At 45.0% G+C, this 14719-nt stretch carries 16 protein-coding genes; all 16 read left to right on the top strand.

All coding sequences use genetic code 11. The annotated features are described in order from the left end of the window. Nucleotides 1–55 precede the first annotated feature (55 nt). Nucleotides 56–910 carry a F0F1 ATP synthase subunit gamma gene (locus N667_RS0102060; protein ID WP_027408019.1) on the top strand — a complete coding sequence of 285 codons (855 nt, stop codon included), beginning with the start codon at nt 56–58 and terminating at the stop codon, nt 908–910. A gap of 58 nt (nt 911–968) precedes the next feature. Then, nucleotides 969–2390, top strand: coding sequence for a F0F1 ATP synthase subunit beta (gene atpD / locus N667_RS0102055; RefSeq protein WP_027408018.1), 1422 nt, complete (start codon nt 969–971; stop codon nt 2388–2390). 25 nt (nt 2391–2415) lie between these two features. Next, nucleotides 2416–2817, top strand: coding sequence for a F0F1 ATP synthase subunit epsilon (locus N667_RS0102050; protein WP_027408017.1), 402 nt, complete (start codon nt 2416–2418; stop codon nt 2815–2817). Nucleotides 2818–3001: 184 nt separating this feature from the next. Then, nucleotides 3002–3370: an NADH-quinone oxidoreductase subunit A gene (locus N667_RS0102045; RefSeq protein ID WP_027408016.1), complete on the top strand. Its 369-nt coding sequence runs from the start codon at nt 3002–3004 to the stop codon at nt 3368–3370. After that, nucleotides 3361–3873: a NuoB/complex I 20 kDa subunit family protein gene (locus tag N667_RS0102040; RefSeq protein ID WP_027408015.1), complete on the top strand. Its 513-nt coding sequence runs from the start codon at nt 3361–3363 to the stop codon at nt 3871–3873. Before N667_RS0102045 ends, N667_RS0102040 begins: the two co-directional genes overlap by 10 nt. 3 nt (nt 3874–3876) lie before the next feature. After that, entirely contained in the window at nt 3877–5181 is a 1305-nt protein-coding gene (locus tag N667_RS0102035) for an NADH-quinone oxidoreductase subunit C (protein WP_027408014.1), read from the top strand. A gap of 3 nt (nt 5182–5184) precedes the next feature. After that, nucleotides 5185–6285, top strand: a complete 1101-nt coding sequence (locus N667_RS0102030) for an NADH-quinone oxidoreductase subunit D (protein WP_027408013.1) — start codon at nt 5185–5187, stop codon at nt 6283–6285. Continuing rightward, nucleotides 6285–7286, top strand: a complete 1002-nt coding sequence (gene nuoH / locus N667_RS0102025; protein WP_027408012.1) for an NADH-quinone oxidoreductase subunit NuoH — start codon at nt 6285–6287, stop codon at nt 7284–7286. The genes N667_RS0102030 and nuoH overlap by 1 nt, the downstream gene beginning before the upstream one ends. A 15-nt stretch (nt 7287–7301) precedes the next feature. Continuing rightward, complete coding sequence (nuoI, locus tag N667_RS0102020) at nt 7302–7721, top strand: NADH-quinone oxidoreductase subunit NuoI (RefSeq protein WP_027408011.1); 420 nt, start codon at nt 7302–7304, stop codon at nt 7719–7721. Next, on the top strand, nt 7718–8230 hold the full coding sequence (locus tag N667_RS0102015) for an NADH-quinone oxidoreductase subunit J (RefSeq protein WP_027408010.1): 513 nt from the start codon (nt 7718–7720) through the stop codon (nt 8228–8230). Before nuoI ends, N667_RS0102015 begins: the two co-directional genes overlap by 4 nt. Continuing rightward, nucleotides 8227–8541 carry an NADH-quinone oxidoreductase subunit NuoK gene (gene nuoK, locus N667_RS0102010; protein WP_027408009.1) on the top strand — a complete coding sequence of 105 codons (315 nt, stop codon included), beginning with the start codon at nt 8227–8229 and terminating at the stop codon, nt 8539–8541. Before N667_RS0102015 ends, nuoK begins: the two co-directional genes overlap by 4 nt. Before the next feature lie 116 nt (nt 8542–8657). Next, nucleotides 8658–10511: an NADH-quinone oxidoreductase subunit L gene (nuoL, locus tag N667_RS0102005; RefSeq protein ID WP_027408008.1), complete on the top strand. Its 1854-nt coding sequence runs from the start codon at nt 8658–8660 to the stop codon at nt 10509–10511. Beyond that, entirely contained in the window at nt 10511–12037 is a 1527-nt protein-coding gene (locus N667_RS0102000) for an NADH-quinone oxidoreductase subunit M (RefSeq protein ID WP_027408007.1), read from the top strand. The genes nuoL and N667_RS0102000 overlap by 1 nt, the downstream gene beginning before the upstream one ends. 5 nt (nt 12038–12042) lie before the next feature. Next, entirely contained in the window at nt 12043–13551 is a 1509-nt protein-coding gene (gene nuoN / locus N667_RS0101995; protein WP_027408006.1) for an NADH-quinone oxidoreductase subunit NuoN, read from the top strand. Between the two features lie 56 nt (nt 13552–13607). Next, complete coding sequence (locus tag N667_RS0101990; protein ID WP_027408005.1) at nt 13608–13850, top strand: DUF1146 family protein; 243 nt, start codon at nt 13608–13610, stop codon at nt 13848–13850. Nucleotides 13851–13966: 116 nt separating this feature from the next. After that, a complete protein-coding gene (locus N667_RS0101985; RefSeq protein ID WP_027408004.1) occupies nt 13967–14713 on the top strand; it encodes a YwmB family TATA-box binding protein in 747 nt (248 codons plus the stop codon). Nucleotides 14714–14719 lie beyond the last annotated feature (6 nt).

Raw genomic sequence — 14719 nt, 5'->3', positions numbered from 1 at the left:
CTTCTGTTCCTTATCTCTATCAATAGATTCAGCGCAAAAAAGGTGGTGAAAACCTTTGGCATCATTACGCGACATTAAGACACGAATTAACTCAACGAAGAAAACGAGTCAAATTACAAAAGCGATGGAGATGGTTTCTGCTTCAAAATTGCACCGCGCTGAAACCAATGCAAAATCGTTTGTTCCATATATGGAGAAAATTCAAGAAGTTGTTGCGAACATCGCATTAGGCAGTTCAAGCAACCATCCGATGCTTGTAAAGCGCCCTGTAAAAAAGACGGGATATTTAGTCATCACATCTGACAGAGGGCTAGCTGGCGCTTACAATAGTAACATTCTTCGTACGGTGTACCAAACCATTCAACAGCGCCACAAATCGACAGATGAGTATGCGATCATTGCGATTGGCCGGATGGGATTAAACTTCTTCCAAAAACGAAACATTCCCGTTGCTTTAAATATTACTGGGCTCCCGGACCAGCCATCATTTGCTGATATTAAGCGCATTGCTAGCCAAACGGTAGGCATGTTTGCTGACGGCACATTCGACGAGTTGTACATGTACTACAACCATTTCGTCAGCGCGATTCAACAAGATGTGACGGAAAAGAAACTACTGCCGCTGACTGATCTGGTTGCAGAAAAGAAATTAACATCGTATGAATTTGAGCCTTCGCAAGAAGAAATTTTAGAAGTGCTTTTACCACAATACGCAGAAAGCTTAATTTATGGCGCATTGTTAGATGCGAAAGCGAGTGAGCATGCAGCGCGCATGACAGCGATGAAAAATGCAACGGACAATGCCAAAGAGCTTATTCGCACGCTTACGCTTTCATACAACCGCGCCCGTCAAGCAGCGATTACGCAAGAAATTACGGAGATCGTGGCAGGAGCCAATGCATTGCAATAAAAAAGCATCGGCGCATGCATCATAGAGACGTTCAAGTAGCAAGTTAGGAGGGAAAACGATGACAAAAGGACGCGTTCTTCAAGTTATGGGTCCAGTTGTAGACGTAAAGTTCGAAAACGGACATCTTCCTGCGATTTACAACGCCCTTAAAATTCAACATAAAGCGCGCAACGAAAACGAAGTCGACGTTGACTTAACACTAGAAGTGGCCCTTCACCTTGGTGACGACACTGTTCGTACGATTGCGATGGCTTCTACAGACGGTTTGATTCGTGGCATGGAAGTCATCGATACAGGGGCACCAATTTCTGTTCCAGTTGGGGATGTAACACTCGGCCGCGTATTTAACGTATTAGGTGAGCCGATTGATCTAGATGGCGAAATTCCAGCAGATGCACGCCGTGATTCGATCCACAAACAAGCGCCAAAATTTGAACAACTCTCAACACAAGTCGAGATCCTTGAAACAGGTATCAAGGTTGTAGACCTTCTTGCACCATATATCAAAGGTGGAAAAATCGGTCTGTTCGGTGGTGCGGGTGTAGGTAAAACGGTATTAATCCAAGAGCTCATCAACAACATCGCGCAAGAGCACGGCGGTATTTCCGTATTTGCGGGCGTTGGTGAACGCACTCGTGAAGGTAACGACCTTTACCATGAAATGAAAGACTCTGGCGTTATTAACAAAACAGCGATGGTGTTCGGACAAATGAACGAGCCGCCTGGTGCGCGTATGCGCGTAGCGTTGACAGGTCTTACAATGGCGGAATATTTCCGTGATGAGCAAGGACAAGACGTGTTGTTCTTCATCGACAACATCTTCCGTTTCACGCAAGCAGGTTCTGAAGTTTCTGCCCTATTAGGACGCATGCCTTCTGCGGTAGGTTATCAGCCAACGCTTGCGACGGAAATGGGTCAATTACAAGAGCGGATTACATCAACAGCTGTTGGTTCGGTAACATCGATTCAAGCGATTTACGTACCAGCGGACGACTATACAGACCCAGCTCCAGCAACAACGTTCGCGCACTTAGATGCGACAACGAACCTAGAGCGTAAATTATCAGAGATGGGTATTTACCCTGCGGTAGACCCGCTTGCATCGACATCTCGCGCGCTTGCGCCTGAGATCGTTGGCGAAGAGCACTATCAAGTGGCGCGTAAAGTGCAACAAACGTTGCAGCGCTATAAAGAGTTGCAAGATATTATCGCAATTCTTGGTATGGACGAGCTTTCTGATGAAGATAAACTTGTCGTTCATCGCGCTCGCCGTATTCAGTTCTTCTTATCGCAAAACTTCCACGTTGCGGAGCAATTTACAGGTCAGCCAGGTTCTTACGTGCCTGTAAAAGAAACAGTCCGCGGCTTTAAAGAAATTTTGGAAGGAAAATACGACCATCTTCCAGAGGATGCATTCCGCTTAGTGGGCCGCATCGAAGAAGTGGTTGAAAAAGCGAGACAAATGGGCGTAGAAGTTTAATTAAGGGACATGGGAGGCTTTTGTGATGAAGACGATTAAAGTCAGTGTAGTTACTCCTGATGGCCCGGTGTATGAAGCGGACGTGGAAATGGTTAGCACGAAAGCAAAAAGCGGTGAACTTGGTATTTTGCCAGGGCATATTCCGCTTGTTGCTCCGCTTGAAATCGGATCTGTGCGTCTGAAAAAGGACGGCAAAACGGAATTTGTTGCTGTAAGCGGCGGTTTTCTAGAAGTTCGTCCGGATAAAGTAACCGTGCTAGCGCAGGCAGCGGAAAGAGCAGAAGACATTGATGTCGTTCGCGCTAAGGCGGCGAAAGAACGTGCGGAAAAACGCTTGCAGGCTAAGCAAGACAACATTGATTTCAAACGTGCCGAACTTGCCTTAAGACGTGCCATCAACCGATTAGAGATAGCGGAAAAACGATAAAAAACAGGGGATTTTCCCCTGTTTTTTATTTGTTTGAAAAATAAAAATATTTCCTCTTGGTAAAACTGGTCGGTCTGTCGACACTTCTGGATATAAATGTTATAATGATATCGATTACAATTCTTAATTATTTGATATTTTAAACAATTGTAATAGTCTATATGACAAGGAGGCGGACGGGAATTTGCTCAATGTATATTTGAATAACTATTTAATCGTTTTTGTATTTTTATGTCTAGGAATTTTACTTCCGGTCGTCGCTTTGACGGCGGGACGCCTTTTGCGTCCACATGCACCAAATGCGGCAAAAGAGACAACATATGAGAGCGGAATCGAACCGTTTCATGATTCGCGCGTTCAGTTTAATGTGCGTTATTACATTTTTGCCCTGCTATTTGTTATTTTTGATGTTGAAACCGTTTTTCTCTATCCATGGGCTGTTGCCTACGACCGTCTCGGTTTGTTTGCGCTTATTGAAATGTTTATTTTTGTTGTCATGCTTGTCATTGGACTTGTGTATGCTTGGAAAAAGAAGGTGTTAAAATGGATGTGAAACTACTTAATGTTCCGGAAGAAGAGATGGAAGAATTGCGACGCAACGTCTTTTTAACAACGCTCGAACAATTGAAGGCTTGGGCGAGAAGCAACTCGCTGTGGCCGTTGACGTTCGGGCTTGCTTGCTGTGCAATCGAAATGATGGGAGTCGGCTCTTCTCATTACGACTTAGACCGTTTCGGTTCCTTTTTTCGTACTTCTCCTCGCCAATCGGATGTGATGATTGTATCGGGAACGGTAACAAAGAAAATGGCGCCGATTGTTCGCCGATTGTACGACCAAATGCCCGAACCAAAATGGGTGATTGCCATGGGCTCCTGTGCTACAGCGGGCGGACCATACGTGAAATCGTATTGCGTCGTGAAAGGAGTCGATCAAATTGTTCCGGTCGATGTATATATTCCCGGCTGTCCTCCGAACCCAGCAGCACTCATTTACGGAATTAATAAATTAAAAGAAAAAATTCGTTATGAAGCGAAAACGGGGAAGAAGGTGCTGTAATCGATGAGCGATGAAAAAGATTTGCAGCAGCTAAAAAAAGAAGCGGCAGAGCGGGCGAAGCAGTTGGCCCGCGAGCGAATGGCGGCAAAACAGGCCGAAGCACAAACTGAACAGACGCTCGAAACGCAGGCCGCAGAAAAACAAGAAGGAGAAACAGACGAATTAGCATTAGCAAAAGCAAAGGCTGCTGCCGCTGCCAAAGCGAAAGCTGCGGCGCTGGCGAAGCAAAAAGCGCAGGAAGCAAAAGCAGCAGAAGAAGCCGAAGCTAACGGCCCCGATCTTACGAAACAAGAATTAGAGCAAGCTAAAGGGGCAGTGGAAGATGACATTGAACTAGCGAAAAAGAAAGCGGCTGCAGCAGCGAAGGCAAAGGCCGCAGCGCTAGCGAAGCAAAAGGCGCAAGCGGCAGAACAAAGCGAAACAGCAGGCTCTGCTGATAGCGATGAGCTAGCCAAACAAAAAGCGATTGCCGCCGCGAAAGCAAAAGCCGCAGCCGCTGCAAAGGCAAAGGCCGCAGCGCTGGCGAAGCAAAAGGCGCAAGAAGCAGGACAAGACGAAACGGTAGAATCTGCTGATAGCAAAGAGCTAGAAAAACAAAAAGCAATAGCTGCCGCGAAGGCAAAAGCAGCTGCAGCAGCGAAAGCAAAAGCTGCAGCGCTGGCGAAGCAACAAGGGCAAGAAGGCAGCGACATGTCCGCAGGCGAAGATGATATTGCCCGGGCAAAGGCAAAAGCAATTGCCGCTGCGAAAGCCAAAGCAGCCGCGGCTGCGAAGGCAAAAGCCGCCGCTGCAGGCGGGGCAGACGCGCCGCAAAAGGATGAAGCGCCATCGCCAAACCAGCCGTTGCTTGATAAATATATCAAGGTCATTCAAGAACATCTTGGCACAGACGTATTAGAGGATGCTTACATTAACCGCCTCTCTAAAGATGTGCCGACGCTTGTAGCGAAAAAAGACACTTATTATAAAGTAGCGCAGTTTTTAAAATACAATGAACAGCTCGGTTTTGATTATTTATCTGAACTGCATGGAACGGATTTCCAAACACATATGGAAGTGTACGTGCATTTATACTCTTATAAAAATAACCAACCAGTCGCTTTAAAAGTAAAAATTGACCGAGAACAACCGGAAATTGATTCCCTCGTCCCGCTTTGGCAAGGGGCAAATTGGCCGGAGTGCGAGGCATATGATTTACTAGGTATTCGATTTAAGGGGCATCCAAATTTAATTCGGATCTTTTTAGGAGAAGATTGGGTTGGTTATCCGCTTCGCAAAGACTATGAGCCGTATGACGTGGAGGTGTAGCTGATGTTTCGAACGGAAGAGATGCTTCTTAACGTAGGACCGCAACATCCGAGCACACACGGCGTGTTTCGTCTTGTGTTGAAAATCGATGGGGAAATTATTCAAGAAGCTACACCGGTAATCGGTTACCTTCATCGAGGAACGGAAAAATTAGCGGAAAATTTGCAATATACGCAAATCATTCCGTATACGGACCGGATGGATTATTTATCAGCGATGACGAATAACTACGTCATTTGTCATGCAGTAGAAACGATGATGGGAATTGAAGTCCCGGAGCGCGCTGAATATTTGCGTGTGCTCGCGATGGAGCTTGGGAGAATTGCAAGCCATCTTGTTTGGTGGGGAACGTATCTATTAGATATCGGCGCTATTAGCCCGTTTTTATACGCTTTTCGTGAGCGCGAAATGATTATTAATCTATTGAATGAATTATCGGGTGCACGCTTGACGTTCAACTATATGCGCGTCGGAGGCGTGAAATGGGATGCACCGGACGGCTGGATCGAGAAAGTGAAAGAGTTCGTTCCGTATATGCGAAAGCAGCTTGAGGGATATCACGAATTAGTAACAGGTAATGAAATTTTCCGCCACCGTGTCATCGGTGTCGGCAAATACACAAAAGAAGAAGCGCTTAGTTATTCGCTAAGCGGAGTCAATCTTCGTTGCACAGGCGTCAAGTGGGACTTGCGCAAAAATGAACCTTATTCCATTTATGACCGCTTTGATTTTGACATTCCGGTCCGTGAAGAAGGCGATTGTTTTGCCCGTTATGAATGCCGGCTCGCTGAGATAGGAGAGTCGCTCAAAATTATCGAACAAGCTTGCGAGCAATTTCCGAAAGATGGAGAAATTATGGCGAAAGTGCCGCGCATTATCAAAACGCCGCCAGGGGAGGCATTCGTTCGCATCGAGTCCCCGCGCGGCGAGATCGGCTGCTATATCGCAAGCGATGGAAAAAAAGAACCGTATCGCCTTAAATTCCGTCGTCCATCGTTTTATAACTTGCAAATCCTCCCGAAATTATTAAAAGGCGAAAATATAGCAAATTTAATTGCGATTCTTGGTGCGATTGATATTGTGCTCGGGGAGGTTGACGGTTAATGGAACAATTATTGCATTCTGCGCCCAGTTGGACGAATTTCCTGATCTTTTTTGGGCTTGGCACCCTGTTATTGCTTGTTGTATTAGGCTTTGTAACATACGGAATTTTAGCAGAGCGAAAAGTCATGGGCTTTATGCAAGGACGAATCGGCCCCAATCAAGTAGGGGGACGATGGGGGCTGTTGCAGACGGTTGCAGACGTATTAAAGCTTCTGATTAAGGAAGATACGATTCCAAAAGCGGCTGATAAACCGTTGTTTATTATAGCGCCTGTGATCGCCTTTGCTCCCGCATTCATGGTTCTGGCAACGCTGCCGTTTACCGATTCCCTTCAATTTGCGGATATCGGGGTTGGCTTGCTTTATTATATTGCTGTGTCAGGGTTAACGACGGTCGGTGTTTTGACAGGGGCATGGGCATCGAATAATAAATATGCGCTCCTTGGAGGCATGCGGGCAGCAGCGCAAATGATTTCATATGAGATTCCGCTCGTCATGTCGGTTCTCGGTGTGATTTTGCTAACCGGAAGTTTGAACCTCAACGATATTGTCGAGGCGCAAAAGCATGTGTGGTACATTTTTATCCAGCCGATTGGATTTCTCGTCTTTTTAATCGCCTCGGTTGCTGAGTTGAACCGCACACCGTTTGACCTGCCGGAAGCTGAATCGGAGCTTGTCGCGGGGTTCCATGTTGAATATTCCGGTTTCCGTTGGGCGTTCTTTATGCTCGCTGAGTATGTTTATTTTTTCGCGATGGCAGCACTCACAACGATCTTGTTTTTGGGCGGCTGGCAGCCAGTGGCGTTTTTAGGATTCATTCCAGGTGCTGTTTGGTTTTCGTTAAAGTTTAGTATAATCGTGTTTATTTTAATTTGGTTCCGTTCGACATTTCCGCGTTTGCGGGCCGATCAATTGATGGAATTTGGCTGGAAAGTACTGCTTCCAGTAGCGTTGGCCAATATTTTTATTACTGCGCTTATTAAAAGTGTATTCTTTTCATAAAAGGGGTGTGGCATCATGCTGGGTTTAGCGAAAGGTTTAGCGTATACCCTAAAAAATTTAACGAAGCAAAAAGTGACATATGATTATCCAAACGAGCCGCTGGCGCTTCCGGATCGCTTTCGCGGCATCCAAAAGTTTTATCCAGAAAAATGCATCGTCTGCAATCAGTGTGCGGCGATTTGTCCAACTGACTGTATTCAGTTGACGGGAAAAAAACATCCTGATCCGACGAAGAAAGGAAAAATTATCGATACGTATGACATTAATTTTGAAATTTGCATTTTATGCGATCTTTGTACGGAAGTGTGCCCAACGGAAGCGATTGTAATGACAAACAACTTCGAGTTGGCCGAATACAGTCGGGACGCCCTTTTTAAAAATTTAGAGTGGCTTGATGAAAATGATACGAATGTGCGAAAGGGGAATAAGCCGTGAGCGGAGAATATCTCGCGTTTTTAGGGCTCGCACTTGTTGCTATTGCCGGCGGTGTACTTATGTTGAACGTCACGAAAGTCATGCATATGTTTGTTGCCCTCGTGTTTACGTTTATCAGCATTGCCGGCTTGTATGTTCTTTTATCGGCGGAATTTGTCGCAGCTGTTCAGGTGCTCATTTATTCTGGAGCGATCACCATTATCATGTTGTTTGGTATCATGTTAACGCGTCATCAGGACGAGGAAAAAGAAGGGGCCAAAAGCGCGTGGCGTAAGTGGCTGACAGCGCTTGCGGTATTTGCGTTCGGCGCCGTCGTGTATAGGGGGATTTACCACTTAGACTTCGGCGGTCAAGCCACGCATCTTCACGAGAAAAACACGGAACAAATAGGTGTGGCGCTTTATTCAAAATACATGATTCCGTTTGAAATTACGTCAGTCATTTTGTTAGTAGCGCTTGTCGGAGCGATTGTTTTAGCGAAAAAAGAAGACGAGGAGGTAGGATCATGAGCACTGTTCCATTGTCAGCCTACCTTGTGCTTGCGTTAATCTTGTTTTGCATCGGGTTATATGGGGCCTTGACGAAGCGCAATGCGGTCATTGTGCTTATCTGTATCGAATTAATGTTGAACGCAGTCAATATTAATCTAGTCGCTTTCAGCAAATATGGAGCGAATCCGAGCATTACGGGGCAAATTTTTTCCCTGTTTACTATTACAGTAGCGGCAGCGGAAGCGGCTGTAGGGCTAGCTATTTTAATGGCGTTGTACCGCAACCGAAGAACCGTTCATATTGATGAAATGGACTCTATGAAACATTGATGAAGGGAAATAAGTGAGATATCCAAAAATCGTGGAGTGCCAATCGATATAACTACGCTTGCATGTTGAAAAAGAAAAGGGCGATCAGCTCTTTGATAAAAGGGGATTGTGATACAATGATGGAAAACGCTTGGATCATACCGCTTTTCCCGCTATTTTCATTCCTTATCTTGCTTGTCGTTGGAAAACGAATGAAGGAAACGAGCGCCTATGTTGGCATCATCGCCACATTTCTTTCTTTCGTCGGAGCAGTCGCGGTGCTTATAGAACGGTTGAATGAACCGACGTATCAAGCAACGTATACGTGGCTAACAATTGGCAAGATGAACATCACAGCTGGGTTTGAAATTAACCCGCTAAATGCGCTTATGCTTGTTGTTGTTTCGCTTGTCAGTTTTCTCGTACATATGTACTCTAAAGGATATATGCATGGGGACGAACGATTTTCAGTGTTTTATGCGTATTTAGGCTTGTTTACATTCGCGATGCTCGGTCTTGTCATTTCAGCCAATTTGCTGCAGACGTACATTTTTTGGGAACTTGTTGGTCTTGGTTCATTTTTACTTATTGGTTTTTATTTTTACAAAGAAGAAGCAAAAGCAGCTGCTAAAAAAGCGTTTATTATGACACGCATTGGCGATGTGGGGCTGTTGATCGGCATGATTTTATTATTTTGGCAAGCTGGCAGCTTTCAATATGGAGATATTTTTGCCGCTGTGAAAGCGGGAAATATATCAGGAACGATGGTAACATTATGCGCTATTCTTATCTTTATCGGCGCGATCGGAAAATCAGGGCAGTTTCCGCTTCACACATGGCTTCCGGACGCAATGGAAGGCCCAACGCCTGTGTCAGCGCTGATCCATGCGGCGACAATGGTTGCAGCTGGTGTGTACCTAGTGGCTTCGCTCTTTCCGCTCTATGAAGCGAGCAGCACAGCGATGCTCACGGTTGCCATTGTCGGAGGCATTACAGCCATTTTTGCTGCTTCTATCGGCCTTGTACAGACAGATATTAAACGAGTGCTGGCATACTCGACGGTCAGTCAGCTCGGTTATATGATGCTTGCGCTTGGTTCGGGCGGATATGTCGCAGGGGTTTTCCATTTAACAACTCATGCGTTTTTTAAAGCGTTGCTGTTTTTAGCAGCCGGGAGCGTCATTCATGCTGTTCATACACAGGACATTGAAAAGATGGGTGGACTTTGGCGAAAAATGCCGCTGACGGCACCATTGTTTCTCATCGGAACGTTAGCCATTAGCGGATTTCCGCTTCTTTCTGGATTTTTCAGCAAGGACGAGATTTTAGTAGCGGCATGGACTCACGGGCATATTGTATTGTTTTGGCTTGCTGTTATTGCTGCCTTCTTCACAGCGTTCTATATGTTCCGGCTCTTTTTCCTTGTCTTTGGCGGCGAGATGCGCAGTGAGGTAAATGTTCATGAATCCCCAGCGGTGATGACATTCCCAATGGTCGTGCTTGGTGTGTTGTCGATCGTGGCGGGTTACATGAATACGCCTTGGTTCGGCACATTCCTTGGCGATTTTCTTGCGGGTGAGGGCACTCACGCCCATGAAGAAGCGCCTCTATGGATTATGGTTGTTGCGACAGCCGTATCACTAGCGGGCATTTGTCTTGCGTGGCTCATGTACGGTAAAAAATCGTTGGCAAGAGATTGGCTTAGTTCAAGGGCACCGATTACATATAATATGCTCTTGAACAAATATTACGTCGATGAGTTCTATACCGTTACGGTCGGGTATGGTACAAAAGTGTTAAGCGTGTTTTTGCAATATGTGGATCGTTTTATCGTTGAAGGGCTCGCCCATTTGATTGCCGCTTTAACGAGAGCCATTGGAGCGATTGGTGCGAAATTGCAAAACGGGCAAGTTCAAATGTATGGAGCGGTCACATTTATCGGCCTGACGATCCTTGTCGTCATTCTTGCTTTCACAGGGGGGTATTTATAATGAATGAAACACATTTCCTTTCATTGCTTGTCTTCTCCCCGCTCCTCGGCATTGTGCTATTGGCGTTTGTTCCGAAAGCGCAAGAGCAGACGATTAAATTACTAGGTTTTTTGGCGACATTGCCTTCTCTTATTTTAGCGTTATTTGCTTTTACGCAATATTTGCGCGGGTATGACCTAAAAGGTTTAAGTGAAAAGCATGCATGGATTCATTTTGGAAAGTTTTCATTTCTTACGGAGTCAACGTTTGCGGTTGACTATGAGTTGAATGTCGACGGCTTTGCGCTTGTGATGATTGTATTGACAGCTCTATTAGCGACGCTTGCGGCCATCGCTTCCATTCATATTAAAAAGGAATGGAAAGGGTATTTCATGTTGTTTCTTCTTTTAGAAATCGGCATGCTTGGCGTATTTGCGGCGGGCAACTTCATATTGTTCTTTATTTTCTTTGAACTGACGCTAGTTCCGATGTTCTTCCTAATCGGAAAATGGGGTTATTTCGAAAAGGAAAGAGCGGCCTATAGTTATTTATTGTATAACGGAATTGGTTCAGCCATTTTGTTGCTGGTGATTTTAATCTTATTTGCCCGCACCGGCACATCCAATATTGCCGTATTAAAGGAAATGCTTCATGATCCACAGGCAGCGGCACAAATGTTGGCACCAATTTCTAACGACTTGCGTTACGGTTTATTGATTGCTCTTCTTATTGCTTTTGGGGTAAAGTTGCCAATTGTACCGCTTCATAGTTGGATGCTGCGTGTGCACGTTCAAGCACCGCCGTCGATTGTTATGTTGCACTCAGGGGTTTTATTGAAAATAGGGGCATTTGGTTTGATTCGTTTTGGAATGGGGTTATTTCCGGAGCAATTTCAACGCATAGCTACGTGGATCGCGATACTCGGAGTTGTTAACTTATTATATGGAGCTTTTTTAGCGTTCATCCAGGAAGATTTCAAGATGGTTTTGGCATACTCTAGTATTTCTCATATGGGAATTGTGCTCATTGGATTAGGTGCATTAAATGAAGCCGGCATTCAAGGGGCGATTTTTCAAGTCGTATCGCACGGTTTAATTTCGGCACTGCTGTTCTTGCTAGTAAGCATTATGTATGAGCGCGTCGGTACGACAACGCTTGCGCATCTAGGAGGGCTTGCTAAGGCCATGCCTGTTGTCTCTGGATTTTTATTAGCGGGGGCAATGGCTTCGCTCGGTCTGCCGGGAATGTCCGGTTTTATTAGCGAATTTACGGCATTTTTAGGCTTGTTTAAAGCGGCGCCTGTCGTTGCAGCGGTGGGGACGCTTGGAATTATTATGACCGCTGTCTACCTATTGCGCGCGGTGCTGAATATGACGTATGGAACCGCAAAGCGCAGCGCAATGGAAGCAGAGGACATCCATGTAATCGAATTAGCTCCTGTGCTCGTATTGCTTGGCTGTATCGTTTTGATTGGCGTCTATCCACACATTTTAGCGCAGCCGCTCAAGGCGACGATTGAGATCATGATGAACGGACTAGGAGGGTGAGAGACATGAGTTGGGACACATTATTGCAATATAAATGGGGAGTGATGACGCCGGAATTTGTCATCCTCGGTGTAGCGACTGTTCTCTCCCTTATCGATCTGCTAATGCCGAATGATAAAGATCGTCGCCCGCTCGGCTGGTTTGCACTGGCAGGGGTCATCGTAGCGCTTGTTTCGTTAATTGGATTGCTTTCTGTCGATAGGACATCCATTTTAAATGATACATTTCGTCTCGATGCGTTCGGAAAAGCGTTTAAATTCTTGTTGTTAGTAGGAGCATCTCTTGTTCTGCTGCTTTCGATGGATTATAAGCCGAAAGAAAACATGAAGTATTACGGCGAGTTTTATTATCTATTTTTAACAGCGCTGCTTGGGGCCATGATTATGACGTCAAGCGGCGATTTGATCACGTTATTCGTCGGATTAGAGCTGTTATCTATTTCCTCTTATATTTTAGCTGGGCTGCGAAAAGCCCATCGTCTATCGAATGAATCTGCAATGAAATATGTCATCAATGGCGGTATTTCTACAGCGATTACGCTGTTTGGGATGAGTTATGTATTCGGGTTTGCTGGTTCGACGAATTTGAAAAAAATCGCTATTCAACTCAGCGCCCTGCAAGATAGCAGCCAACAATACGTGCTGGCACTTGCGTTTTTGATCATGTTTGTTGGCCTTTCATTTAAACTTGCATCTGCACCATTTCACATGTGGGCGCCGGATGTATATCAAGGCGCGCCAACTCCAGTCACCGCTTTTTTAAGCGTTGTTTCGAAAACGGCTGGATTTGTTATTGTACTTCGTTTGTTTATTACACTGTTTGCGTCCGTGCCATCGCAAGGAAAAGAACCTTCATCGATGCTGTTATCGATGCAAGATTACATTGCGTTTTTGGCGGGAGCGACGATGATTATCGGGAATACGATTGCCTTGAAGCAGCGCAACGTGAAGCGGTTATTTGCTTATTCGAGCATTGCGCATGCCGGATATTTATTAGTCGGTTTTGCGGTTATGTCATGGGTGATGATTGATTCCATGTGGTTTTACTTAGCAGCATATTTGCTGATGAACTTAGGGGCATTCGCCATTTTACAAGTGATCACTGATCAGTCAGGATCGGAAGACATTAGCCAATTTGCTGGTTTATATCGCCGCCAACCGCTTTTAGCTGTGTTGATGGGGATTTTTGTACTATCGCTTGCTGGCATTCCAGGAACCGCTGGGTTTATTGGAAAAGTGCATATTTTTATCGGTGCGTTTGCCACAGAGCCGGCTCATTACGTATTGGCTTCTATAATGATTGCAACGACGGTCGTTTCATATGTTTATTATTTCGGGCTGTTTACGCAAATGTTCTTCCGGCCAGTCGCCGCTCATGAATCGGTCAAAGTACCGCTTGGAGTGATGCTCGTCGTTGCTATTTGCGCTTTAGGTACGATTATACTTGGAATCGCGCCGAGTTTGGCATATAATTTCTTAGATCAATTTCAACATTTCAGCGATTTTCTTCGTTAACATGACAATAGGAGGGGGGGGCCCCTTCTTTTTTTGGCGGAAAAGGGGTGATCGGTATGATAGCGGGAGTTGGACAACAAGCATTGCTAAGCATTATCTCCCATCTTGTGTTTATCGCCATTACATGGTGGACGCTGCAAGCGGTACATATTGAAAAGCTGTTAAAGCCCAATCGTGTGTTTCAAGCGCGTCTGTTTTATATTTTGCTGACGATTGCTCTTGGTTCGACTGTTAGTAACTTTTTCCTAGATTATTTTCTCTGGTCGAAGCAATTGCCGTTTCTTTTCCGGGGTGAATAAGCCCCACGTTTTTTGTCAAAAAGGAAAAAATCTCTTGCTCATTTTGTCGATTGTTTTTGTGTATGTTCGCTTCCAATCTGGCAACAATAACAGCTAAGGAGAGGAAGTGAACCGGTATGAAGAGAAAGAACATAACAATCATTGCATTATTATTCACTGTGTTTTTAATTGGCCATCACTCATTCAGTGAAGCAAAAGAGAATGAGCCGCTTGAACAAATACAGACAATGGCTCACGTATTACAGAAAAATGGTGCATCGATCCAGCAATGGACCATTTACACAAGGGAGTATGCCCAAACAATTAAAAATCATTCAGACTTTGCGAAAAAAGTGGATGAGCTGAAACGGACGTTTCCAAATTTTCGTTGGACCGTTGCAGCTGACCAGCATGTTCAGAAAGCGACAGGCTTATATGAACACTCCTCAATACAAGAAAAAATTCAACTCGTTACTGCCGTTGCAAATGAAAAGCCCCAAACGTATATCCTCTATGAATTAAAAGGATTTGGTTGGAGCGAAAAAGTAAAGAAAAAAATCGGTAAAAACATAAGACAAAAGTCATCACTGCTCTTTGTAAAACAGCCTGCATTTTTCTCTTGTGTAAAAGGGGAATTGAATGGTAAGATGGAAGGTGTTTTGTTAAAACAGGCTTACCATCTTTTACATGAATTTAGAGCGGAGCCCGTTGAGGCGCTTCAGGAAGGGACGTTTGTTTCCATTTCTGCATATACTGGGCAGTGGGAGAACGTTCTTCCGACAAAAACACATCCAATGAATATCCAGCTAGCATTAAGACAGACAGGATTGGGCGGTCAGACGACGGTTGTCGTTGGAACCCCTATTATTACAATTGAATATTAATATAGA

The sequence above is a fragment of the Anoxybacillus tepidamans PS2 genome (assembly GCF_000620165.1).
Lineage (GTDB): Bacteria > Bacillota > Bacilli > Bacillales > Anoxybacillaceae > Anoxybacteroides > Anoxybacteroides tepidamans_A.
The sequence above is the reverse complement of the archived record's forward strand: the minus strand, read 5'-3'. Positions and strand labels throughout refer to the sequence as shown.